17 protein-coding genes are annotated in these 16,622 nt (G+C 71.2%); 7 read left to right on the plus strand and 10 right to left on the minus strand.

The genetic code is table 11. From position 1 onward, the window contains the following. Nucleotides 1-734 precede the first annotated feature (734 nt). Entirely contained in the window at nt 735-1,124 is a 390-nt protein-coding gene (locus ABD352_RS50955) for a VOC family protein (RefSeq protein ID WP_344619897.1), read from the plus strand. 7 nt (nt 1,125-1,131) lie between these two features. On the opposite strand, the gene ABD352_RS50960 is transcribed toward ABD352_RS50955, so the two are convergent. Next, nucleotides 1,132-3,165 (minus strand): DUF6311 domain-containing protein, encoded by a 2,034-nt coding sequence (locus ABD352_RS50960; protein WP_344619898.1) that lies wholly within the window; start codon nt 3,163-3,165, stop codon nt 1,132-1,134. Nucleotides 3,166-3,351: 186 nt separating this feature from the next. Here ABD352_RS50960 and ABD352_RS50965 point away from each other — a divergent pair, with 186 nt between their 5' ends. Next, a complete protein-coding gene (locus ABD352_RS50965; RefSeq protein ID WP_344620002.1) occupies nt 3,352-4,011 on the plus strand; it encodes a class I SAM-dependent methyltransferase in 660 nt (219 codons plus the stop codon). 262 nt (nt 4,012-4,273) lie between these two features. Here ABD352_RS50965 and ABD352_RS50970 read toward each other — a convergent pair whose 3' ends face one another. The 4 genes from ABD352_RS50970 to ABD352_RS50985 form a co-directional block, all read right to left on the minus strand. Beyond that, nucleotides 4,274-5,395 carry a sensor histidine kinase gene (locus ABD352_RS50970; RefSeq protein WP_344619899.1) on the minus strand — a complete coding sequence of 374 codons (1,122 nt, stop codon included), beginning with the start codon at nt 5,393-5,395 and terminating at the stop codon, nt 4,274-4,276. A 2-nt stretch (nt 5,396-5,397) separates the two neighbouring features. Further along, entirely contained in the window at nt 5,398-6,069 is a 672-nt protein-coding gene (locus tag ABD352_RS50975; RefSeq protein WP_344619900.1) for a response regulator, read from the minus strand. A 92-nt stretch (nt 6,070-6,161) separates the two neighbouring features. After that, a complete protein-coding gene (locus ABD352_RS50980; protein WP_344619901.1) occupies nt 6,162-8,333 on the minus strand; it encodes an MMPL family transporter in 2,172 nt (723 codons plus the stop codon). Between the two features lie 154 nt (nt 8,334-8,487). Next, the gene (locus tag ABD352_RS50985; RefSeq protein WP_344619902.1) at nt 8,488-8,856 is read right to left on the minus strand and encodes a hypothetical protein; all 369 of its coding nucleotides are present in this window, start codon (nt 8,854-8,856) and stop codon (nt 8,488-8,490) included. A 10-nt stretch (nt 8,857-8,866) separates the two neighbouring features. Between ABD352_RS50985 and ABD352_RS50990 the strand changes: the two genes are divergently transcribed. Next, nucleotides 8,867-9,013: a hypothetical protein gene (locus ABD352_RS50990; protein WP_344619903.1), complete on the plus strand. Its 147-nt coding sequence runs from the start codon at nt 8,867-8,869 to the stop codon at nt 9,011-9,013. A 162-nt stretch (nt 9,014-9,175) separates the two neighbouring features. Here ABD352_RS50990 and ABD352_RS50995 read toward each other — a convergent pair whose 3' ends face one another. After that, nucleotides 9,176-9,550: a winged helix-turn-helix transcriptional regulator gene (locus ABD352_RS50995; protein ID WP_344619904.1), complete on the minus strand. Its 375-nt coding sequence runs from the start codon at nt 9,548-9,550 to the stop codon at nt 9,176-9,178. Between the two features lie 83 nt (nt 9,551-9,633). Here ABD352_RS50995 and ABD352_RS51000 point away from each other — a divergent pair, with 83 nt between their 5' ends. The 3 genes from ABD352_RS51000 to ABD352_RS51010 all read left to right on the plus strand — a co-directional run bounded on the left by ABD352_RS51000 (nt 9,634) and on the right by ABD352_RS51010 (nt 12,696). Then, a complete protein-coding gene (locus ABD352_RS51000; protein ID WP_344619905.1) occupies nt 9,634-10,476 on the plus strand; it encodes an SDR family oxidoreductase in 843 nt (280 codons plus the stop codon). A 128-nt stretch (nt 10,477-10,604) separates the two neighbouring features. Then, nucleotides 10,605-11,267, plus strand: coding sequence for a zinc ribbon domain-containing protein (locus ABD352_RS51005; protein WP_344619906.1), 663 nt, complete (start codon nt 10,605-10,607; stop codon nt 11,265-11,267). Between the two features lies 1 nt (nt 11,268). Beyond that, the gene (locus tag ABD352_RS51010; RefSeq protein ID WP_344619907.1) at nt 11,269-12,696 is read left to right on the plus strand and encodes a hypothetical protein; all 1,428 of its coding nucleotides are present in this window, start codon (nt 11,269-11,271) and stop codon (nt 12,694-12,696) included. 19 nt (nt 12,697-12,715) lie between these two features. Here the strand turns inward: ABD352_RS51010 and ABD352_RS51015 are convergent, their stop codons facing one another. Then, the gene (locus ABD352_RS51015) at nt 12,716-13,210 is read right to left on the minus strand and encodes a nuclear transport factor 2 family protein (RefSeq protein ID WP_344619908.1); all 495 of its coding nucleotides are present in this window, start codon (nt 13,208-13,210) and stop codon (nt 12,716-12,718) included. A gap of 107 nt (nt 13,211-13,317) precedes the next feature. On the opposite strand from ABD352_RS51015, the gene ABD352_RS51020 reads away from it, so the two are divergent. After that, the gene (locus ABD352_RS51020) at nt 13,318-14,259 is read left to right on the plus strand and encodes a TIGR03619 family F420-dependent LLM class oxidoreductase (protein WP_344619909.1); all 942 of its coding nucleotides are present in this window, start codon (nt 13,318-13,320) and stop codon (nt 14,257-14,259) included. Here ABD352_RS51020 and ABD352_RS51025 read toward each other — a convergent pair. The 3 genes from ABD352_RS51025 to ABD352_RS51035 are packed head-to-tail and all read right to left on the minus strand — an operon-like array spanning nt 14,229 to nt 16,616. Beyond that, the gene (locus tag ABD352_RS51025; RefSeq protein WP_344619910.1) at nt 14,229-15,218 is read right to left on the minus strand and encodes an alcohol dehydrogenase catalytic domain-containing protein; all 990 of its coding nucleotides are present in this window, start codon (nt 15,216-15,218) and stop codon (nt 14,229-14,231) included. The genes ABD352_RS51020 and ABD352_RS51025 overlap by 31 nt on opposite strands. Nucleotides 15,219-15,228: 10 nt before the next feature. Beyond that, the gene (locus tag ABD352_RS51030) at nt 15,229-15,519 is read right to left on the minus strand and encodes a hypothetical protein (protein ID WP_344619911.1); all 291 of its coding nucleotides are present in this window, start codon (nt 15,517-15,519) and stop codon (nt 15,229-15,231) included. Between the two features lie 2 nt (nt 15,520-15,521). Beyond that, nucleotides 15,522-16,616, minus strand: coding sequence for an ABC transporter substrate-binding protein (locus ABD352_RS51035; RefSeq protein ID WP_344619912.1), 1,095 nt, complete (start codon nt 16,614-16,616; stop codon nt 15,522-15,524). Between the last annotated feature and the right edge of the window lie 6 nt (nt 16,617-16,622).

Consider the following 16,622-nt stretch of genomic DNA (forward strand, 5'->3'; position numbering starts at 1 on the left):
TGCTCCCCTCCGCCCCGCCCCGCCCCGCTCCGCCCCGGCCCCGCCCCGCTCCGCCCCGGGCCTGCTCCCCTCCGCCCCGGCCCCCTCCGCCCCGGCCCGCTCCGCCCCGGCCCGGCATTGCCGCGCCCGACCCGTCGGCCTTCGTCAGTTGCCCGGGTTCGGGTTCCGCTTCGGACCCGGGCTGTCGGCGTCTGGCAGATCGGGTTCGAGCGGGGCTGGGGGTTCGGGGAGCTCTTGCGGACCGCGTCGGCCTCACGTCGTCGGTTGTCCGGGTTCGCGTTCCGCCTCGGACCCGGGCTGTCCGCGTCTGGCCGATCGGGTTCAAGCCCGGGCGCCTGAACCCGATCGGCCCTGAGGCTCGCCGCTGGCCCCTTGCGTCACTCTGCCGTAGGCGCCCGTTCTTGCCGGTCCTGGTCAGCGGGCTGTGCGTTCTTGCTTGCCGTTCCTGGACGGTGGGCGCGTTCTGCCCACCGTTGGCCGGAGCCGCCAAGCGCAGGGCGTAAGGCCTCACGATAAGTCGGGCGCTCCGCGCCACGACTTATCGGATTTTTCGCCTGTCGGGTTTTATGTTCGAAAAGCCAGACTGACGGCTCGGGCGCTCTCATGCCTCCCTTATGCCGCCTGTCAGAGGATAAATCCGACATGTCTGCCTGACGGTGGGGATCTGGATTCTTTGTTGGCGGTGGATGGGGGTTCGGTATACGGTGTATAGAGTTTGAGGTGAGGGAGGGGTTTTGCGGATCAGTGCTTCTGCTGTGTCGTTCAACGTTCGGGATGTTGCGGCGTCCAGCCGGTTTCTGCAGGAGTGGTTCGGGTTTCGGGAGGAGATGGCGGCGGACGGGTTCGCGTCGCTGAGCCGGGAGGACGTCGGGCACAACGTGGTCTTCTTGCGGCAGGGGTTGGGGACGCTGCCCGAGGATCAGCGGGACGTGCATGCCGCCGGGGTCATCCTCGCGTTCGTGGTCGACGATCTCGAAGGGGAGCTCGCCCGGCTGGAGCAAGGGGGAGTGTCGATCACGATGCCGCTGACCGTTGAGGAGTGGGGGGAGCGGGCGTTCCAGGTCCGCGATCCCAACGGCGTGATCGTTCAGCTCGTGGACTGGAACGGGGCGGCGGGGTCGTGATGCCGGGTCAGACCCGCCAGATCCAGACGTCCATGACGTGCTCGGCGGGGCGGCCGAAGAGCTGATCGCCGGCCTGGTGGATGGCGTCGCTGTTGCCCTGGCGGTCGGGCAGGATCACGAAGTCGGCCTTCCAGTAGTCGGCGTCCGCGCGGGCCTGGGCCTGCTGTTCCGCGGTGATCTGCGGGACGTTGCCGTCGTTGCCGACGCTGCCGAGGAGGCTCAGCGTCGGGCGGCCGACGGCGCCGTACATGGCTGTGCCTTTCGGGTCGTTCGGGTCCGGGGCCAGGAAGTAGCCGCCGACGATCTTGATGTTCAGGCCGGTCTCGGTGGACCACTGCATCGCGTCCAGGGCGGTGTACCAGTCCAGCGGGGCCGGCACGACCGTCGAGCCGGCGGGGATGGTCTTGCGCCAGGCGCCGCTGGTGAAGAACGCCGGCACGGCGCCGCGTTCGGTGGCCGGCTGCGGGGTCGGGATCAGCGGGAACAGGGCCACCGCCAGGGCCACGGCCCACAGCCAGCGGGCCGCGGGCGTGGTCTCCCCGTCGTCGTCCGGCCGGGACGGCGAACCCAAACCCAAAGTCGAAGCCGAACCCAAACCCAAAGTCGAAGCCGAAGCCGAAGCCGAATCTGAAGCCGAAGCCGAATCTGAAGCCGAAGCCGAAGCCGGAGCTGAATCTGAAGCCGGAGCTGAATCTGAAGCCGAAGCCGAAGCTGATATGTCCGAGATGTCGGCGCCCGTGCCCCTAGCGCGGTGGGCGGGTTCCAGGGAGCCGGCACGGGCGAGGTCGGCGGCGGAGGGCGGCGTAGCCGTGGCCGTCGCGGCAGAGACGAGGGCGGGCCGTGGGCCGACCACGTACCGGTCGATGAGCAACGCCAGGAAGACGCCGAGCAGGGGCGTGACGACGAGGGCCAGGCGGGTCGGCACGACCGAGTCGAACAGGGGCAGCTCGTGCACCCAGCGCCACGGCCCGCTCCAGCCCGTCTCCTGGCCCTTGTACCTGATGTCCGTGCCCAGCGACAGGGCGGCGAAGACCAGGGCGGTGATGATGACCGCGCGGGCGGCCCGGACGCGGAAGAGGGCGACCGCGGCGGCGGCCAGGAGGCCGACCAGGGGCAGGCCGAGGAAGGTGTTCTCCTCCGTGAGGCCGCCCATCTTGTCGGTCCAGTCGACCTTGTCCGGCGCGAAGATGGACCGGCTGCTGAACCGGGTGAACGACGCCAGGTCGGTGCTGAAGGTGTGCACGAAGTCCGGCAGGCCGTGATACGCCTCCGGGCCCGCGAACTGGTGGTACAACGGGTAGGCCAGCAGCACCGCGGTGAGCATCACCCCGATGCCGAGAGCGGGTGCGGCGTTGCGGATCGCCGCGGCATAGTCGCGCGGGTGCAGGTACGCCAGCAGGAAGATCAGCAGGGCGACCGCGGTGAAGAAGAGGATCTCCTCGTTGATGAAGCATTGGGCGAGCACCACTGCGCCGAGTGCGAGCCCGCGCCGCAGCGGGGGGCCGGGGTCGCGCAGGCGCAGGACGTTCCACACGATGAACGGGATGAGGAACTGGCCGGCGATGTTCGGGTGCGAGGTGCTCTGCGAGATCATCGATGGGGCGAAGCCGCAGAACAGGCCGCCGACGTACGCGGCGATGCGGGAACCGACCACGTGCCGGGAAAGCACGAAATACCACGCGCCGGCCGTGGCGGCGAGCGCTATGGTATCGATTAGCACAAATGTCGTACCGGCGCCGAACAATAGCGTGATCGGGGCCAGGGGCAGGCCGAGCCCGAGCACGGAAGTGTTCGCCATGAGATTGACGCCCAGCGGTGCGTTGAGCTGGTCGGTGAAGAACGGGTTGTCGCCGTGCGTGAACAGGCGGGCCGCATGGGTCAGTACCCATTCGAAGAACACCTGGTCCTGGCCGTTGTCGGTCATCAGGCGCCGTTGGGGAGCGGCCCAGAGGTGCTGGAGGACCACCACGGCGAACGCCACATAACTCAGCAGCGCGGCCGACAGCCAGCGGCGATCGACGGCCTTCTCCCCAGAATTCACCGTGTCACCATAGTCGCTGCTGGTGGCCGATCCCAGGAGTGGCGTGGGGCCTATCGGCGCCGATACACTACGCCAGTTCCCGCCAGACACGATCGGCTTTCACGTAGGGGTGCGACAGTGCCGGACCCGAACGCGGCCATCCTAGGTGATCAGGGCATCCAGTCCGAGGTGCTCGAAGGCCTCGCGATGGCCAAGAACCACCGGAAGTGGTTCGTCGCCTTCGCGACGCCCTACCTGGGCGACGACCCCATCGAGGTCAGCGCCGGACTGGGCGACTACGCCGCGGAGTGGCTCGAGCACACGTCCCGGATGACGCTCACCGAGGCGGACGCGGGGCGGATCGTGGCGCTCAAGGAGCGCTTCGCCGACCACCCCGGCGTCACCGTGCGCGAGCTGCTGCTGCCCAGCGAGGTCAGCGGCGAGCACAGCGCGGCCATCTCCTACAACGTGCTCGAGCACATCGACGACGACATCGGCGGCCTGCGCACGATGCGCTCCCTGGTGCGCCCCGGCGGCCACCTCGTCATCGTGGTGCCGGCCTTCCCGTTCGCGATGGGCCCCGCCGACATCGCCACCGGCCACGTGCGCCGCTACACGAAGAAGACCATGCGCGAGGCCCTCGGCGCGGCCGACCTGGAGATCGTGAAGCTGCACTACGCCAACTCGCTGGGCCTCATCGGGTACTACGTGTCGACCTGCCTGCTCAAGCAGATGCCCGGCCCCGGCCCGATGGTCAAGTTCTACGACACCACGGTCGCCCCGCTGACCCGGCTCATGGAGCGCGGCTTCCGGCCGCCGTTCGGCCAGTCGGTCATCGCGATCGCCCGCCGTCCGCTGGAGTCCTGACCGATAGCTGGCCGCGCGGCTGGTGCAACTTTCAGGCTGGCACCTCCAGCGCGAGGCGAAGTTCCACGCCGAGCGGGCGGGGCAGACCAGTCGCCGCGTGCCGGGGTAGCAGCGGCCGCTCTCGGGCGGCCGTGCCGGCGGGCGTCTGAAGATCCCGGCGGCCGTCTCCCGGTTCGCGTACTTCTCGGTCGTCATACCTCGGGGTACGAGCCGGACTGCGGCCGGGATCAACGACCCGCCGCCTTCGGTGACCGCCGACGAGTCAGTCCGCCGCCAACGGCAGGCTGACGTGGAGGACAAATCGCCCGGCAGCCATGCCCGCCGCAAACCGGCCTCCCGCCGACTCGGCGCGTTCCCGCATGCCGATCATGCCGTGGCCCGTGCCCGGCCCCTGCACGCCCGGCCGGGCCGGATTGGCGATTGTGATGTCGAGCGTGCCGGCGCTGTATGTGAGGTCCAGGTCCACGGCTCCCTCGCCATGTTTGCGGGCGTTGGTCAGTGCCTCCTGCACGATCCGGTAGGCGGCGAGGTCGGCGGTGCCGGTGAGCGGTCGCGGGTCGCCGGCAAGGGTCAGGCGGACCTGGAGCCCGGCCTGGCGGAATCCGTCCAGCAACGCGTCGAGCCCGGCGAAGGTGGGTGCGGGTTGCCGGTTGTCCGGCTCGTCGTCGGCACGCAGCAGGCCGACCGTCGCCCGTAGCTCGTCCAGGGCCGCCCGGCTGGTGTCCTTGATGCCGGCGAGGGCCTGGTAGGCGCGATCCGGGTCGGTGAGCAGCAGGTGGTGCGCGACGCCCGCCTGCGCGTTGACCAGCGTGATGTGGTGGGCGACGACGTCGTGCAGGTCGCGGGCGATACGGACGCGCTCGTCGCGGACCTGCCGCCGGGCCTCCGTTTCACGGTCTCGTTCGGCCTCTGCCGCCCGCCGGCGTTCCTGAGTCAGGAGCTTGCGCTGGTTGCGCACCGAGTCGCCGATCGCGACCGCGGCGGCGACGTAGTTCAGCGGCAGGACGTTGCGGATGTCGAAGAGATGCCCCGGAAGCCACCACATGGAACTGCCGGTGAGCAGCAGCACGGCGCCGGCACCGTACGCCGCCGCGGTGCGCCTTCCGGCCTGCAGCGCGAGGGTGTACAACGCCACCATGGTCGGCACGTCCGCCAGCACGAGGTGCGGCGGAAACGCCGGCAGGGCCGCACCGCACAGCACCGTGACGACCACGACCGCGCGGGGGTAGCGCCGCCGCACCAGCAGCGCCCCGGCCCCAACCAGCACGAGCACGACCTGGGGAATCGTCGGCTTGAACAACCCCGGGCCGTGGCCGTAGGCGATCTCCGCCATCCCGATCAGCGCGACCACCAGCGAGAGCCCGACGGCTCGCAACCCGCGCACGGTCAGCTCCGCCCGGGTGTGACGAGACCCGTCTCATAGGCAAACACCACGAGCTGGGCGCGGTCTCGCGCGCCGATCTTCATCATGGCGCGGTTGACGTGTGTCTTGGCGGTCGCGGCGCTGATCGACAGCCGCCGGCCGATCTCGTCGTTCGACAGTCCCGTGCCCGCCAGCGCGACGATCTCCCGCTCTCTGGTGGTGAGCTCGTCCAAGCGGGCGTCGGCACCGACGGCGGCCTGATCCGGGACCGCGAGGAACCGGCCGATCAGCGCGGTCGTCGCGGCCGGTGACAGCAACGACTCACCCGCGGCGACAGTGCGGATCGCCTGCAGGAGGTCGGCGGGGTCGACCCCCTTGCCGAGAAAGCCGCTGGCCCCGGCGCGCAGTGCGGCCAGGACGTGCTCGTCGGTCTCGAACGTGGTGAGGATGAGGACCCGGGTGCCGGTCAGGGCCTGCGCCCCGGCGATCCGACCGGTGGCGGCGATACCGTCGCTGCCGGGCATCCGGATGTCCATCAGCACCACGTCCGGGCCGCTCTGCAGCGCTTTCGCGACGGCCTCGTCGCCCGTGGACGCCTCGGCGACGACCTCGATGTCCGGGGCGGCGTCCAGCAGCAGCCGGAAGGTGGCCCGTAGCAGCGCCTGGTCGTCGGCGAGGAGGACGCGGATCGTCACGTGCGATGCCTTCCCTGTCATACGGTCGGTTCCATCATCCGTCGACGGCAGGGTGCCCGGGCACTGGCACGCCCGGGCACCCTGCGCTGGACTCATCCGACGGCGGCCGGCTCCCGCTCCTGTGCCGGGTGCGCCTGCGGGGTTCCCTCGACCGCCACACGCGGCGTGATCTTCTGCGCCCAGCGCGGATACCACCAGTTGTACCGGCCGAGCACCGTCATCAGCGCGGGGATGAGGGTCATCCGCACGACGAAGGCGTCGATCAGCACGGCGACCGCCAGGCCGACGCCGATGGCCGAGACGATCCGCTGCCCGCCGAACGCGAAGGAGGCGAACACACCGACCATGATCAGCGCAGCGGTGGCGATGACCCGGCCGGTCTCGGTCACGCCGACCCGCACGGCCCGGCGGTTGTCGCCGGTGTGCGTCCACTCCTCATGCATCCGGCTGACCAGGAACACCTGGTAGTCCATCGACAGACCGAACACGATTCCGACGATCATCACGGGGACGATGTACATGATCGGCGCACCGGAGCCGACCTGCATCAGCTCGCCGCCCCAGCCGAACTGGAACACGGCGGTGATGGCGCCGAGGCCGACAAGGATGCTCGTGATGTTGCTCAACGCCCCCACCAGCGGCACCAGGAGGCTGCGGAACGCCACGGCCAGCAGCAGGAACCCGAGGATCGCGATGATGCCCAGGTACAGCGGAAGCCTGCCCAGCAGGGCGTCGGCCAGGTCCTGGCTCGAGGCCGCCTTCCCTCCGACGTACGCGCGCAGTCCGGTTCCGGCTTGCGCGGCCGGGATGACGTCGCCGCGCAGACGCTCGATGAGATCCGCGGTCTCCGCGGCCTGCGCGCTGCTGGCGGGGACGATCGTCGTCATACCGACCGTGCCGTCCGCCGACGCGTGCACCGGAGTCACCGAGACCACACCGGGCACCGCGACGAGCCGGTCAGCCAGCTCCGCGAACGCTCGCTTCGACGGGGCGTCAGGGGTGCTCGCCGCGACGACGAGCGGGTTGTCGAAGCCGGCGCCGAATGCGGACGATGTCATCACGGCGTACCGGTGCGACTGCGATCCGGACGGGTCGCTGCTCGCGTCGGCGTCACCGACGCGCATGTGCAGGACCGGTGCCGCGAGCACCACGACCGCCACCAGCGCGAGCGGAACCACCAGCCACGGCGCCCGCTGGACCAGCCGAGCCCACCCGGCGGCAAGGCCGCCCGGCTGGTGGTCCTCGACGACACCGTCGGCCCGCTGCGCGCGCTGCCGCTTCGACAGCACCTTCGCCCCCAGCTTGCCCAGCAACGCCGGCAGCAGCGTCAAGGCGGCCAGTACCGTGCACGCCACCGTCACCGCGGCGGCCTCGCCCATGCCGGTGAGCACCCCCATGCCGACGACTCGGATCCCGAGCAGCGCCACGATGACGGTCAGCCCGGCGAAGACGACCGCCCGGCCGGAGGTGTCGACCGCCCGCGTCACCGCATCCGCGACCGACTGACCGGCGAGCAGTCCCTTGCGGGTGCGGTTGACGATGAACAGCGCATAGTCGATGCCAACGGCCAGACCCATCATCGACGCCATGGTGATCGAGGTCGAGTCCAGCGTGACGACGTGCGAGCCGACCGCGACGAGCAGCAGCGACACGACCACACCGGCGATCCCGGTGATGAGCGGCAGCCACGACGCCCACCACGACCGGAACATCAGCATCAGCAGCACCAGCGCCACGATCAGGCCGACGGCCTCACCGCCGTGGCTGGGCTTCGGCTGGTGATCGAACGCGGTACCGCCGTAGGTCAGCTCCACACCCTTGAGCTCGGCCTGGTCCAGCACCTTCTCGACGCCTGCGACATCTGCGTCGGACCGCAGGATCACCTGGGCAAATGCCGTATTCGCGGACGATGCCACCTGTCGAGCGCCGGCCTCGCTGTACGGACTCACGACGGAGACCACGCCCGGCTGCTTGCCGACCTCGTCCAGCAGACCACCGATCTCCTGCCGCACCTGCGCCGACGTCACCGAACCGGCCGTCGCGTGCCATGCGACCTTGCCCGTGGACGTGGCCTCACCGGCACCGCCGGACATCCGGGCGAGCAACGCATACGCCTTCGACGACTCGCTGTCGGGCATCTCGGCAGAGGTCTTGAACGCCGTCCCGCCGGCGACTACCAGGGCGAGCAGACCCGCCACCAGCAGCAGCCAGCCGGCGAATACGGCCTTGCGGTGCCTGACGCACCAGCGTGCCAGAACAGACACGGAGCGGATCCCTTCGTCACCACGGTGGAGCAGAACGCCTCCACTGTCGCGACCGGACCCGTCCCACGTCGTCGGCCAACCACGGTGATCGCACGTACCGCGGTCGCCGCAGCCGGACCCGGCGTACCGCCGATGCGGTACCTGGCGTGTCCTTTCAGGGGGTGGGTTGCCAGCCCAGGGCCGGGCCGAGGCGGGTGGCGATGTCGGTCAGGATCTGCACGTAGTCGTCGGGCTCGAAGGTGAAGGGCAGCGCGAAGGCGACCTCGTCGACTTCCTGGTACCCCGCGTGCGCCTCCAGCTGCTCCGCGATCCAATCCGACGGCCCGACCAGGTCCGGTGCGAACATCATCCGGCCCGGGCCCTGCGGCGTGGCGGTCCGCGGCAGCCGCTGGGCCACGTACGCCTCGTACCTGGCGCGCTGGGCCGCGGAGGCGCCGTCCGTGGGAATGACCACGAGGCCCTGCGAGACCCGCCCGCCGGGGTGGGCCGCGCCGAGTGTTTCATGTGGACGGTGTATGGGCATCGATCGGACCATGTCGACTCAAGCCGTGCTCTACATCATCGCCATCATCCTGCTCGCCGTGGCGGCGCTGCCCGTGCCGACCCGCGGCGTCAACACCGCGCTGCTCGGCGCCGCCGTCGCCCTGCTGGCGTTCGCGTGGCCGGTCGTGAGCGCCTAGCCGAGCCCCGGGCCGGCCGGGAGCGAGACCCGGCCGGTCGTGAGCGCCTAGCCGGGCCCCGGGCCGGCCGGGAGCGAGACCCGGCCGGTCGTGAGCGCCTAGCCGAGCCCCAGGCCGGCCGGGGGATGAGGCCCGGCCGGTCGTGAGGGCGCCGGGAAGCGTTCACGGACGGGGTCGGCCCGAGGCGTCGTAGGAGGCCCGGGCCGCGTCCACGGTGGACAGATGCTCGGTGGCCCATTCGGACAGCGAGGCGAACAGCGGGCCCAGGCTGCGGCCCACCTCGCTGATCTCGTACTCCACCCGCGGCGGGATCTCGGGCGTGTAGGTGCGCACCACCAGGCCGTCGCGCTCCAGCTGCCGCAGCCGCTGGGTCAGCACCTTCGCCGTGATGGTGCCGATCCGCCGTTCCAGCTCGCTGAACCGCATCCGCCCGTGTCCGTGCAGGGTCCACAGGATCGGGGTCGTCCACCGGCTGAAGACGATGTCGACGACCGGGGCGATCGGGCACGCCAGCTCCGGCGTGGTCTCTTCACGCATAGCCACTTTCCTCTAGGTACCTACTGTCTCCCCGATGCTAGCTTTCCCTTCGAAAGCAACGCAACGGCACAAAGGAGCAGGTCATGATCGTGGTGACAGGGGCGACGGGCAACGTCGGGCGACCCCTCGTGGCGGGGCTGGTCGAGGCCGGCGCCGAGGTGACGGCGGTTTCCCGCAATGCACCGGATGTCGTACCGCGAGGAGCCCGCCACGTCCGCGCGGACCTCGCCGACGCGGGGAGCCTGGTGGAGGCGCTCGACGGCGCCAAGGCCTTCTATCTGCTGGTCGCGGGGGCCGGCGCCCACCTCGACGGCAAGGCCATCGTCGCGGCAGCGAGAGCCGCGGGCGTACGGCGCATCGTCCTGCAGTCGTCCCAGGCCGCCGGCACCCGCCCGGACGCCCCCTCGCACGCCCCGCTGCGGGCGCTCGAGGACGTGGTCAAGGACAGCGGGATGGACTGGACGATCCTGCGCCCGGGCGGCTTCGCCAGCAACGCGTACGCCTGGCTGCCGTCCATCCGGGCCGAGCGGGCCGCCTATGCGCCGTACGCGAGCGTCGCCCTGCCCATGGTCGACCCGGACGACATCGCGGCCGTCGCCGCGGCCGCCCTGCTCGACGGGCGGCACGCCGGGCAGACGTACGTGCTCACCGGCCCCGAGGCGACCACACCGCCGCAGCGGGCGGCGGCCATCGGCGAGGCGATCGGCGCGCCGGTCCGGTTCGTCGAGCAGACGCCGGAGGAGGCCCGGGCGCAGATGCTGCGGTTCATGCCCGCGCCGGTCGCCGACGGCACCCTGGAGATCCTCGGCCGGCCGACCCCGCAGGAGCGGGCGGTGAGCCCCGACGTCGAGCGGGTGCTGGGTCGCGAGCCCGGCTCGTTCGCGCACTGGGCCCGGCGCAACGCCGGGCTGTACAGCGCCACGTAAGGCCTTCGGCTGGTCGGGCCGCCGATCAGGCGATGTCATATGCCCGACTTGCCGATCATGCCTACGGTGAGCAACAGGTACAAAAAAGGTTGTACGCCGAGTTGCTCTTCGATAGGGGTCGTCTGCCGATGGCTGGCATGGTGCCGTTCACCAACAACTACTCGGACCACTCGACCCGAGAGGGTTATCAGTTCGAGTTCAACTGCATGCGATGCGGGAACGGGTACTCCTCGTCGTTCCAGCACTCGGTCACCGGCTTCGGCGGGCGCCTGCTGCGCATGGGCGGTGACCTGCTCGGTGGCGAGATCGGCTCCAAGGCCTCGCAGATCGGCTGGGACGCCGAGTGGATGCGCGACGGCACGCGCGGCTCGACCCGCGACAAGGCGCTCGCGAAGGCCGCTCAAGAGATGCAGGTGCACTTCAACCAGTGCCACCGCTGCGGCCAGTGGGTCTGCCAGCAGGTCTGCTGGAACAACGAGCGCGGCCTGTGCACCAGCTGCGCCCCGCGCCTGGACCAGGAGATCGCCGGCATGCAGGCCGCCGCGCAGGTCAACCAGCTGCACGACAAGATCCAGCAGGTGGACTGGACGCGGGACGTCAACTACCGCGACCAGGCCGTGGGCCGGTGCCCGTCGTGCATGAACGAGACCGGCGGCGGCAAGTTCTGCCAGCACTGCGGCACGCCTCTGGCCGCGGCCCCGGCGCAGCAGAGGAAGTTCTGCGGCAACTGCGGCACGCCGACCGCACCAGGCTCGATGTTCTGCGCCGAGTGCGGCCAGTCGACGGCCTGACGTGCACTTCCGCCTCATCGCCGACGGCGGTGCCTTGCTCGACGAGGGCGACGGCACCGCCGAGATGGCCGGCGGCGCGCTGATCGTGACGCCGCAGGCGGGCGCCGTGCTGCGGGTCGCGCCCGGGGACATCGTCCAGATCGACGAGCCGCAGCCGTACGTCATCGGCCTGCACCTCTCCGACGGAGCCCGGCTGGAGCTCAGCCGGCTCGGCAACATGCGCACCCAGGTCCTCGCCGAGCTGGCCGAGGCGCGGGTCACCGACACCGAGCAGGTCCTGCTGCTCGACGGCGTCGGCACCCCCGAGTCCTTCCCGGGCGCGGCCGACGGCGCCCCGGCCGACCTGCGCCTCTACGACGACGCCCTCGTCATCGTGCCGGCCGGCGGGCTGGCCGAGAAGATCCCGTACCCGTTCGTCCGGGGCCTGACGACCGACGCGTCGGGGTACACCATCCTCGTCGAGGTGCCGGGGCGGCCCCCGATCGCGCTCGGGCGCCTGGCCCGCCGCACCAGCGAGTTCCTCGACCTGCTGCGGGCCCGGGTCGGCGCCGCCTCCGGCCGCACCGCGCATTTCCTCGCCGCCCTCCTGCCCGGCCTCGGCCCGGTCGCGCTGCGCTCGGTCGCCGCCCAGCTGCGCGACGGCCTGGCCGCCGCCCGCCCCGACCTCGAGGCCGTCGAGCCCACCGTCTTCCCGGCCCTGCTCGACGCGGCCTGCGCGCCCGACCGGGCCGCGACCGCCCGGCAGCTGCTCGGCCGGGGTCAGACGTGGCTCGGGTTCAAGCAGACGGTTTCGGTACAGCGGGAAGGCTCCGGCGCCGGCCCGTGGCGCGACTCCGCCCGCCCGCCGGTGTTCGACCACGATGGTGGCGGGGGCTACTTCGCCTCCGGGGCGTCCGGCATGTTCGCCGCCGGCATGATGTCGGCCGGCCCGCCGTACGCCATGGGCTTCGACGGCCCGTTCGCCTCCCTCGGCCCGGCGCTGGCCTACGGCATGCTCGGCATGGGCGGCCTGCAGGGCGTGTCGGCCGGCGGCCCCCACGTGCCGCGCTCCGTCTTCCCGCACGAGAACGTGACCCCGGCCCACACCGACTACGCCGCCCTCACCGCCGCCGACGACCCGGCGGTGCTCGCGTTCCTGCTGTGCCTGACCCCGTCGGGGCACCTGGTGTACGAGGTGCTCAACGCGCCCGACCACGCCACCTACGTGTTCGGCTGCCGCGACGCCGACCAGGCGGCGCAGCTCAACCGGGCGCTGGACCTGCTGGGCTTCCGGGTCGAGGGCATCTACGCCGACGCCTCCTCGGCCGGCTCGCAGTACCGCAAGGCGGCCGAGCGCCTGCCCGCGCTGCGCATCCTGCGGGAGCGGTTCGTGGGCCGGGTCATCCACACCGACGGCTGGGACGCGAAGCTCGCCGACCTGCTGCGGTAGCGGCCGCCTCAGGCCGCCGTCACGGCGTGACCAGCCGGTCCCGGAGCCGGTAGACGTAGTCCTCGCGGTCGCGTCGCCCGGCGGGGCCAGGTCCCTCGCGGGGCACGAACAGGCCGGCCTCCGCGCGCGTCCACTCGCGGGAGGCGTACCGCTCCAGGATCCGCCATTCGCCGTCGCGGCGCTCCACGATGTCGACGTAGCGGAAGCCGCTGGTGAAGTTCAGCTGCGGGCTGTCCGACGGCGTGCCCCAATGCACCGCCATGCCGTACGTCTCCGACAGCGCCCGGTCGCCCACGACCTCCACGAGGTGGTTGGCGACCAGGTGCATGGTGCCGTCGAAGCCGCGCAGCTTCGGCTCCACCCAGGCGATGTACTCCTCGACCGGGCCGTCGAAGCCGGTGTGGTGGTCGATCGCCCCGGCGTGGTAGCAGGACCGGACCAGCTCCATGTCCAGCCGGTCGATGCCCCGGCAGTACCGGCACACCAGCTCGCGGATCGCATCCTCGTTCGTCATGAAACCTCCTCGGCGGCGAGCCTGGTGCGATCCGGGCTCGCATGGATAAGCTACCAAGCACTTGCTTGGTTCTGAATCGGTTGGCTGGCAACGGAAGCGGGGTCGCGATGGCGCGGTTGGGCTTCAACCTCATGGGTCTCGACGAGCTCTACGGCGGCCGGTTCGCCGGGCTGCTCGAGGCGGCCGTGCTGGCCGACGGGATGGGTGTCGACCTGCTCGTGCTGCCTGACCACGTGACGATGAGCGAGCGCGCGCACCGCGAGCGGGTCACCCTCGGCTTTCCATACCCGATCACGACCAACTGGTACGAACCCCTGACCGCACTCGCGGCCGTCGCCGCTGTCACCGGACGCGCCCGCCTCGGCACGAACGTGCTCGTTGCGCCGGTCCGGCCCGCGGTACTGCTGGCCAAGCAGCTCGCCACCCTCGACGTCATCTGCGGCGGGCGCCTCGACGTGGGGCTCGGGGTCGGCTGGCAGGAGGAGGAGTACCGCACCACCGAGCGCGCGTTCGAGGGCCGCTTCGGCTACCTCGAGGAGCAGGTCGCCGTGTGCCGGGCGCTCTGGGCCGGCGGGCCCGCGGCGCATGCCGGGAAGCGGCTGGAGTTCACGGACCTGCACAGCATGCCGGTCCCGGTGCAGGGCGCGGATCTGCGGCTGTCGTTCGGCTTCAACCCGACGCCCCGGGCGATCGAGCGTATTGTCCGGCTCGGGCTGGGCTGGTGGGCGGCGCCGATGCCGATCGAGGCCGTCAAGGCCGCGATCGCGGGCCTGCGCGCGGAGTGCGAGCGGGCCGGCCGGGACCCGGGCTCGGTCGTCGTCACCGCGGCCACGACCCTGGTGGCGCACGGGACGACGGCCGAGGAGGCCGGCGTCATGCCGGTCCTGGAAGAGGCGCGGGCGCTGTGGGACGCGGGCGCCGACTGCGTCATCGTCCACCCGCTCGCGTTCATCCGGGCGCCGCAGGAGCTGCCGGCCTTCCTGCAGCCCCTGCTCGACGCTCGGGATGAGCACGAGGCTCACGCCGCCTCGACGACGACCTTGAGCTGACCCGCGCGCGGCGCGGCCGCGAGATCGTAGGCCTCCTGGACGCGGGTCATCGGCAGGCGGTTGGTGACGTAGGCGTCCAGGATCGCCGGGTGGTCGCGCAGGTACTGCTGCGCCAGCCGCAGCACCCGCGGCCGGTCCTTGGTCGTGCCGGCCCGCAGCGTCAGATCCTTGCGGAAGAACGCGTGCATCGGCACCGGGTACACCAGGTCGTCCGGCACCCCGAAGTAGTACACCAGCCCGCCGCCCGCGGCCGCGTCGATCGCGCAGGCCAGGGTGCCGACCTGGTGCCCGATGGACTCGACGACGACCTGCGGCCGGTCGGCGGGGCCGAGCGACTCCGCCCACCGGTCGCAGGACGCGTGCACGAACTCGTCGACGCCGAAGGCGGACGCCTCGGCCGAGCGGTCCACGCGGTCGACGCCGATCACGTGGGCCGCCCTGCCGAGCGTCTTGAGGACGTGGCTGAACAGCACACCGATCGGGCCTTGGCCGAGAACAGCGACCCGCTGCCCGGACACGTCGCCCATCCGCTCGACCGCGTAGATGACGCAGGCCAGCGGCTGGGCCACGATCGCCTCGGCCGGGGGCAGCCGGCCGTCGTCGGGGACGAGCGAGTCGCCCTCGGTGACGACCAGTTCGGCGATCGCGTCCTGGCCCAGTGCCCAGCCGACCGCGGTGGCGCCGGGCTCGAAGCCGGGATGGCGGGAGGCGAGCACCTCGCCGACGACCTCGTGCATCGGACAGCCCACGCCCGGGGGCGCGCCGTCGGGATGATTGCCCAGGCCGCCCTGGCGCTGGATGGCGCCCTTGAACAGCGGCATGTCGCTGCCGCAGATCGCGCCGGCGCGCACCCGTAGCAGCACCTCGCCGGGGGCGAGGGCCGCCGCGAGCGGCGCCGGCACGCTCACGTGGGCGAACGTCGAGGGAGCCACGAGCCGGGCCGCCCACATCTCGCGCATGACAGCACTCCTAGGTTCGCATCGATTCGACGTACCGCCGGATGACCTCGATGCCGTCGAACAGTTCGGTGAACGTCCACTCGCGGGGCGCGTCCGGGGCCGCCCGCAGCATCGCCAGCAGCGCCTCCTCACTGGCCGCGTTCGCGACGATCATCCGGCCGCCGCCGGCCATCGAGTACAGGCAGTCGAACGTTCCGTCGGCCAGCCGCGCCGAGATCCAGCCGACGGCCTCGTCGGCGATGCGCAGGCCCAGCTCCGGATCGACCGGCCCATGGTGCCCGATCGCCAGGTACTTGCCCATCGCTACGCCGACACCGCGGTCTGCCGCGGCCGGTCGTCGAAGATCTGGGCGTCCGAGAGCGGCTTGTCGAAGTTGACGATCCCGCCGATCCCGGCCCAGGCCGTCTCGATCGGCGCGATGTTGCCGACCGGGAACTTGAAGTCCGGGTCGAAGATCAGGCTGGAGGGCCCGGACAGCGACTCCTCCTTCGCCTCCATCGACTTCACGAGACCCGCCTTGACCTCGGGGTTGCTGCGGTAGTCGCCCTGCAGGTACGTGCGGCTGGTGCGGACCAGCGCGCGCAGGACGGCCGCGGCCACGTCGGGCTTCTCGGTGCGGATCTTGCCCATCCAGTAGCTCGTGATCGAGGCGGTGAACGGGATGATGAGCTTGTGCCCGTTCTTCTCGGCGGTGGTCCAGACCGGGTCGCTGAGGTTGCCGGCGTCGACGGAGCCGGACTCGAGCCCGGCCAGCAGGTCGGCGCCGCCGAGCGGGACGATCTGCACGTCCTTCACGGTGAGGTTGCAGGTCTTGAGGTACGCGGCCAGCTCGACCACGGCCGGCGAGCCCAGCCCGGTGGCGGAGCCGGTCGACACCTTCTTGCCCTTCAGGTCGCAGGCGCTGAAGGTGCCGTCGGGCTTGAGCAGGGTCTTGCGCACGTAGTAGCCCTGGTGGTTGGCCGGACTCCAGCTGACGCCGCCGCCGATGCCCTTGATGTCGGCGCCGCCGGCGATGGCGTTGAACAGACCTGCCGAGGGCGCGGCCGGGGCGAAGTCGATGTCGCCCTTCTGCATGAGCACGACCAGGTTGTTCGTCTGGACGAGCTGGATATTGATCTTGATGTTCTCCTTCTTGAACTCGCCGAAGTACTCGGCGAGCAGCAACGGCGCGTACGCCTCGATGTTGCGGAAGGGGATCGAAGCGTTGACCGTGACCTCGTTCGGCAGCGGCTTCGGCGCGGGGGTGTTCGGCCCGGTCGGGCCGGCGCTGAGCGCGGTCGTGGGCTGGTTCGCGGTCGAGTTCGCGGCCGGGGTCGTGCCGCCGTCGCCACACGCGGACAGCAGCGTGGCGGCGAGCGCGGCGACGGCGACGAAGGATCTGGCGGCTAATCGGTGCACGGCGGA

The sequence above is a fragment of the Dactylosporangium salmoneum genome (assembly GCF_039532525.1).
Lineage (GTDB): Bacteria > Actinomycetota > Actinomycetes > Mycobacteriales > Micromonosporaceae > Dactylosporangium > Dactylosporangium salmoneum.

Excerpts from the sequence above, each read along its gene's own strand:
- ABD352_RS50965 (WP_344620002.1), top strand. The coding sequence starts at position 3,352 with ATGGCCAAGAACCACCGGAAGTGGTTCGTCGCCTTCGCGACGCCCTAC.
- ABD352_RS50985 (WP_344619902.1), bottom strand. The coding sequence starts at position 8,856 with ATGCCCATACACCGTCCACATGAAACACTCGGCGCGGCCCACCCCGGC.
- ABD352_RS50990 (WP_344619903.1), top strand. The coding sequence starts at position 8,867 with ATGTCGACTCAAGCCGTGCTCTACATCATCGCCATCATCCTGCTCGCC.
- ABD352_RS50995 (WP_344619904.1), bottom strand. The coding sequence starts at position 9,550 with ATGCGTGAAGAGACCACGCCGGAGCTGGCGTGCCCGATCGCCCCGGTC.
- ABD352_RS51000 (WP_344619905.1), top strand. The coding sequence starts at position 9,634 with ATGATCGTGGTGACAGGGGCGACGGGCAACGTCGGGCGACCCCTCGTG.
- ABD352_RS51005 (WP_344619906.1), top strand. The coding sequence starts at position 10,605 with ATGGCTGGCATGGTGCCGTTCACCAACAACTACTCGGACCACTCGACC.
- ABD352_RS51015 (WP_344619908.1), bottom strand. The coding sequence starts at position 13,210 with ATGACGAACGAGGATGCGATCCGCGAGCTGGTGTGCCGGTACTGCCGG.
- ABD352_RS51020 (WP_344619909.1), top strand. The coding sequence starts at position 13,318 with ATGGCGCGGTTGGGCTTCAACCTCATGGGTCTCGACGAGCTCTACGGC.
- ABD352_RS51025 (WP_344619910.1), bottom strand. The coding sequence starts at position 15,218 with ATGCGCGAGATGTGGGCGGCCCGGCTCGTGGCTCCCTCGACGTTCGCC.
- ABD352_RS51030 (WP_344619911.1), bottom strand. The coding sequence starts at position 15,519 with ATGGGCAAGTACCTGGCGATCGGGCACCATGGGCCGGTCGATCCGGAG.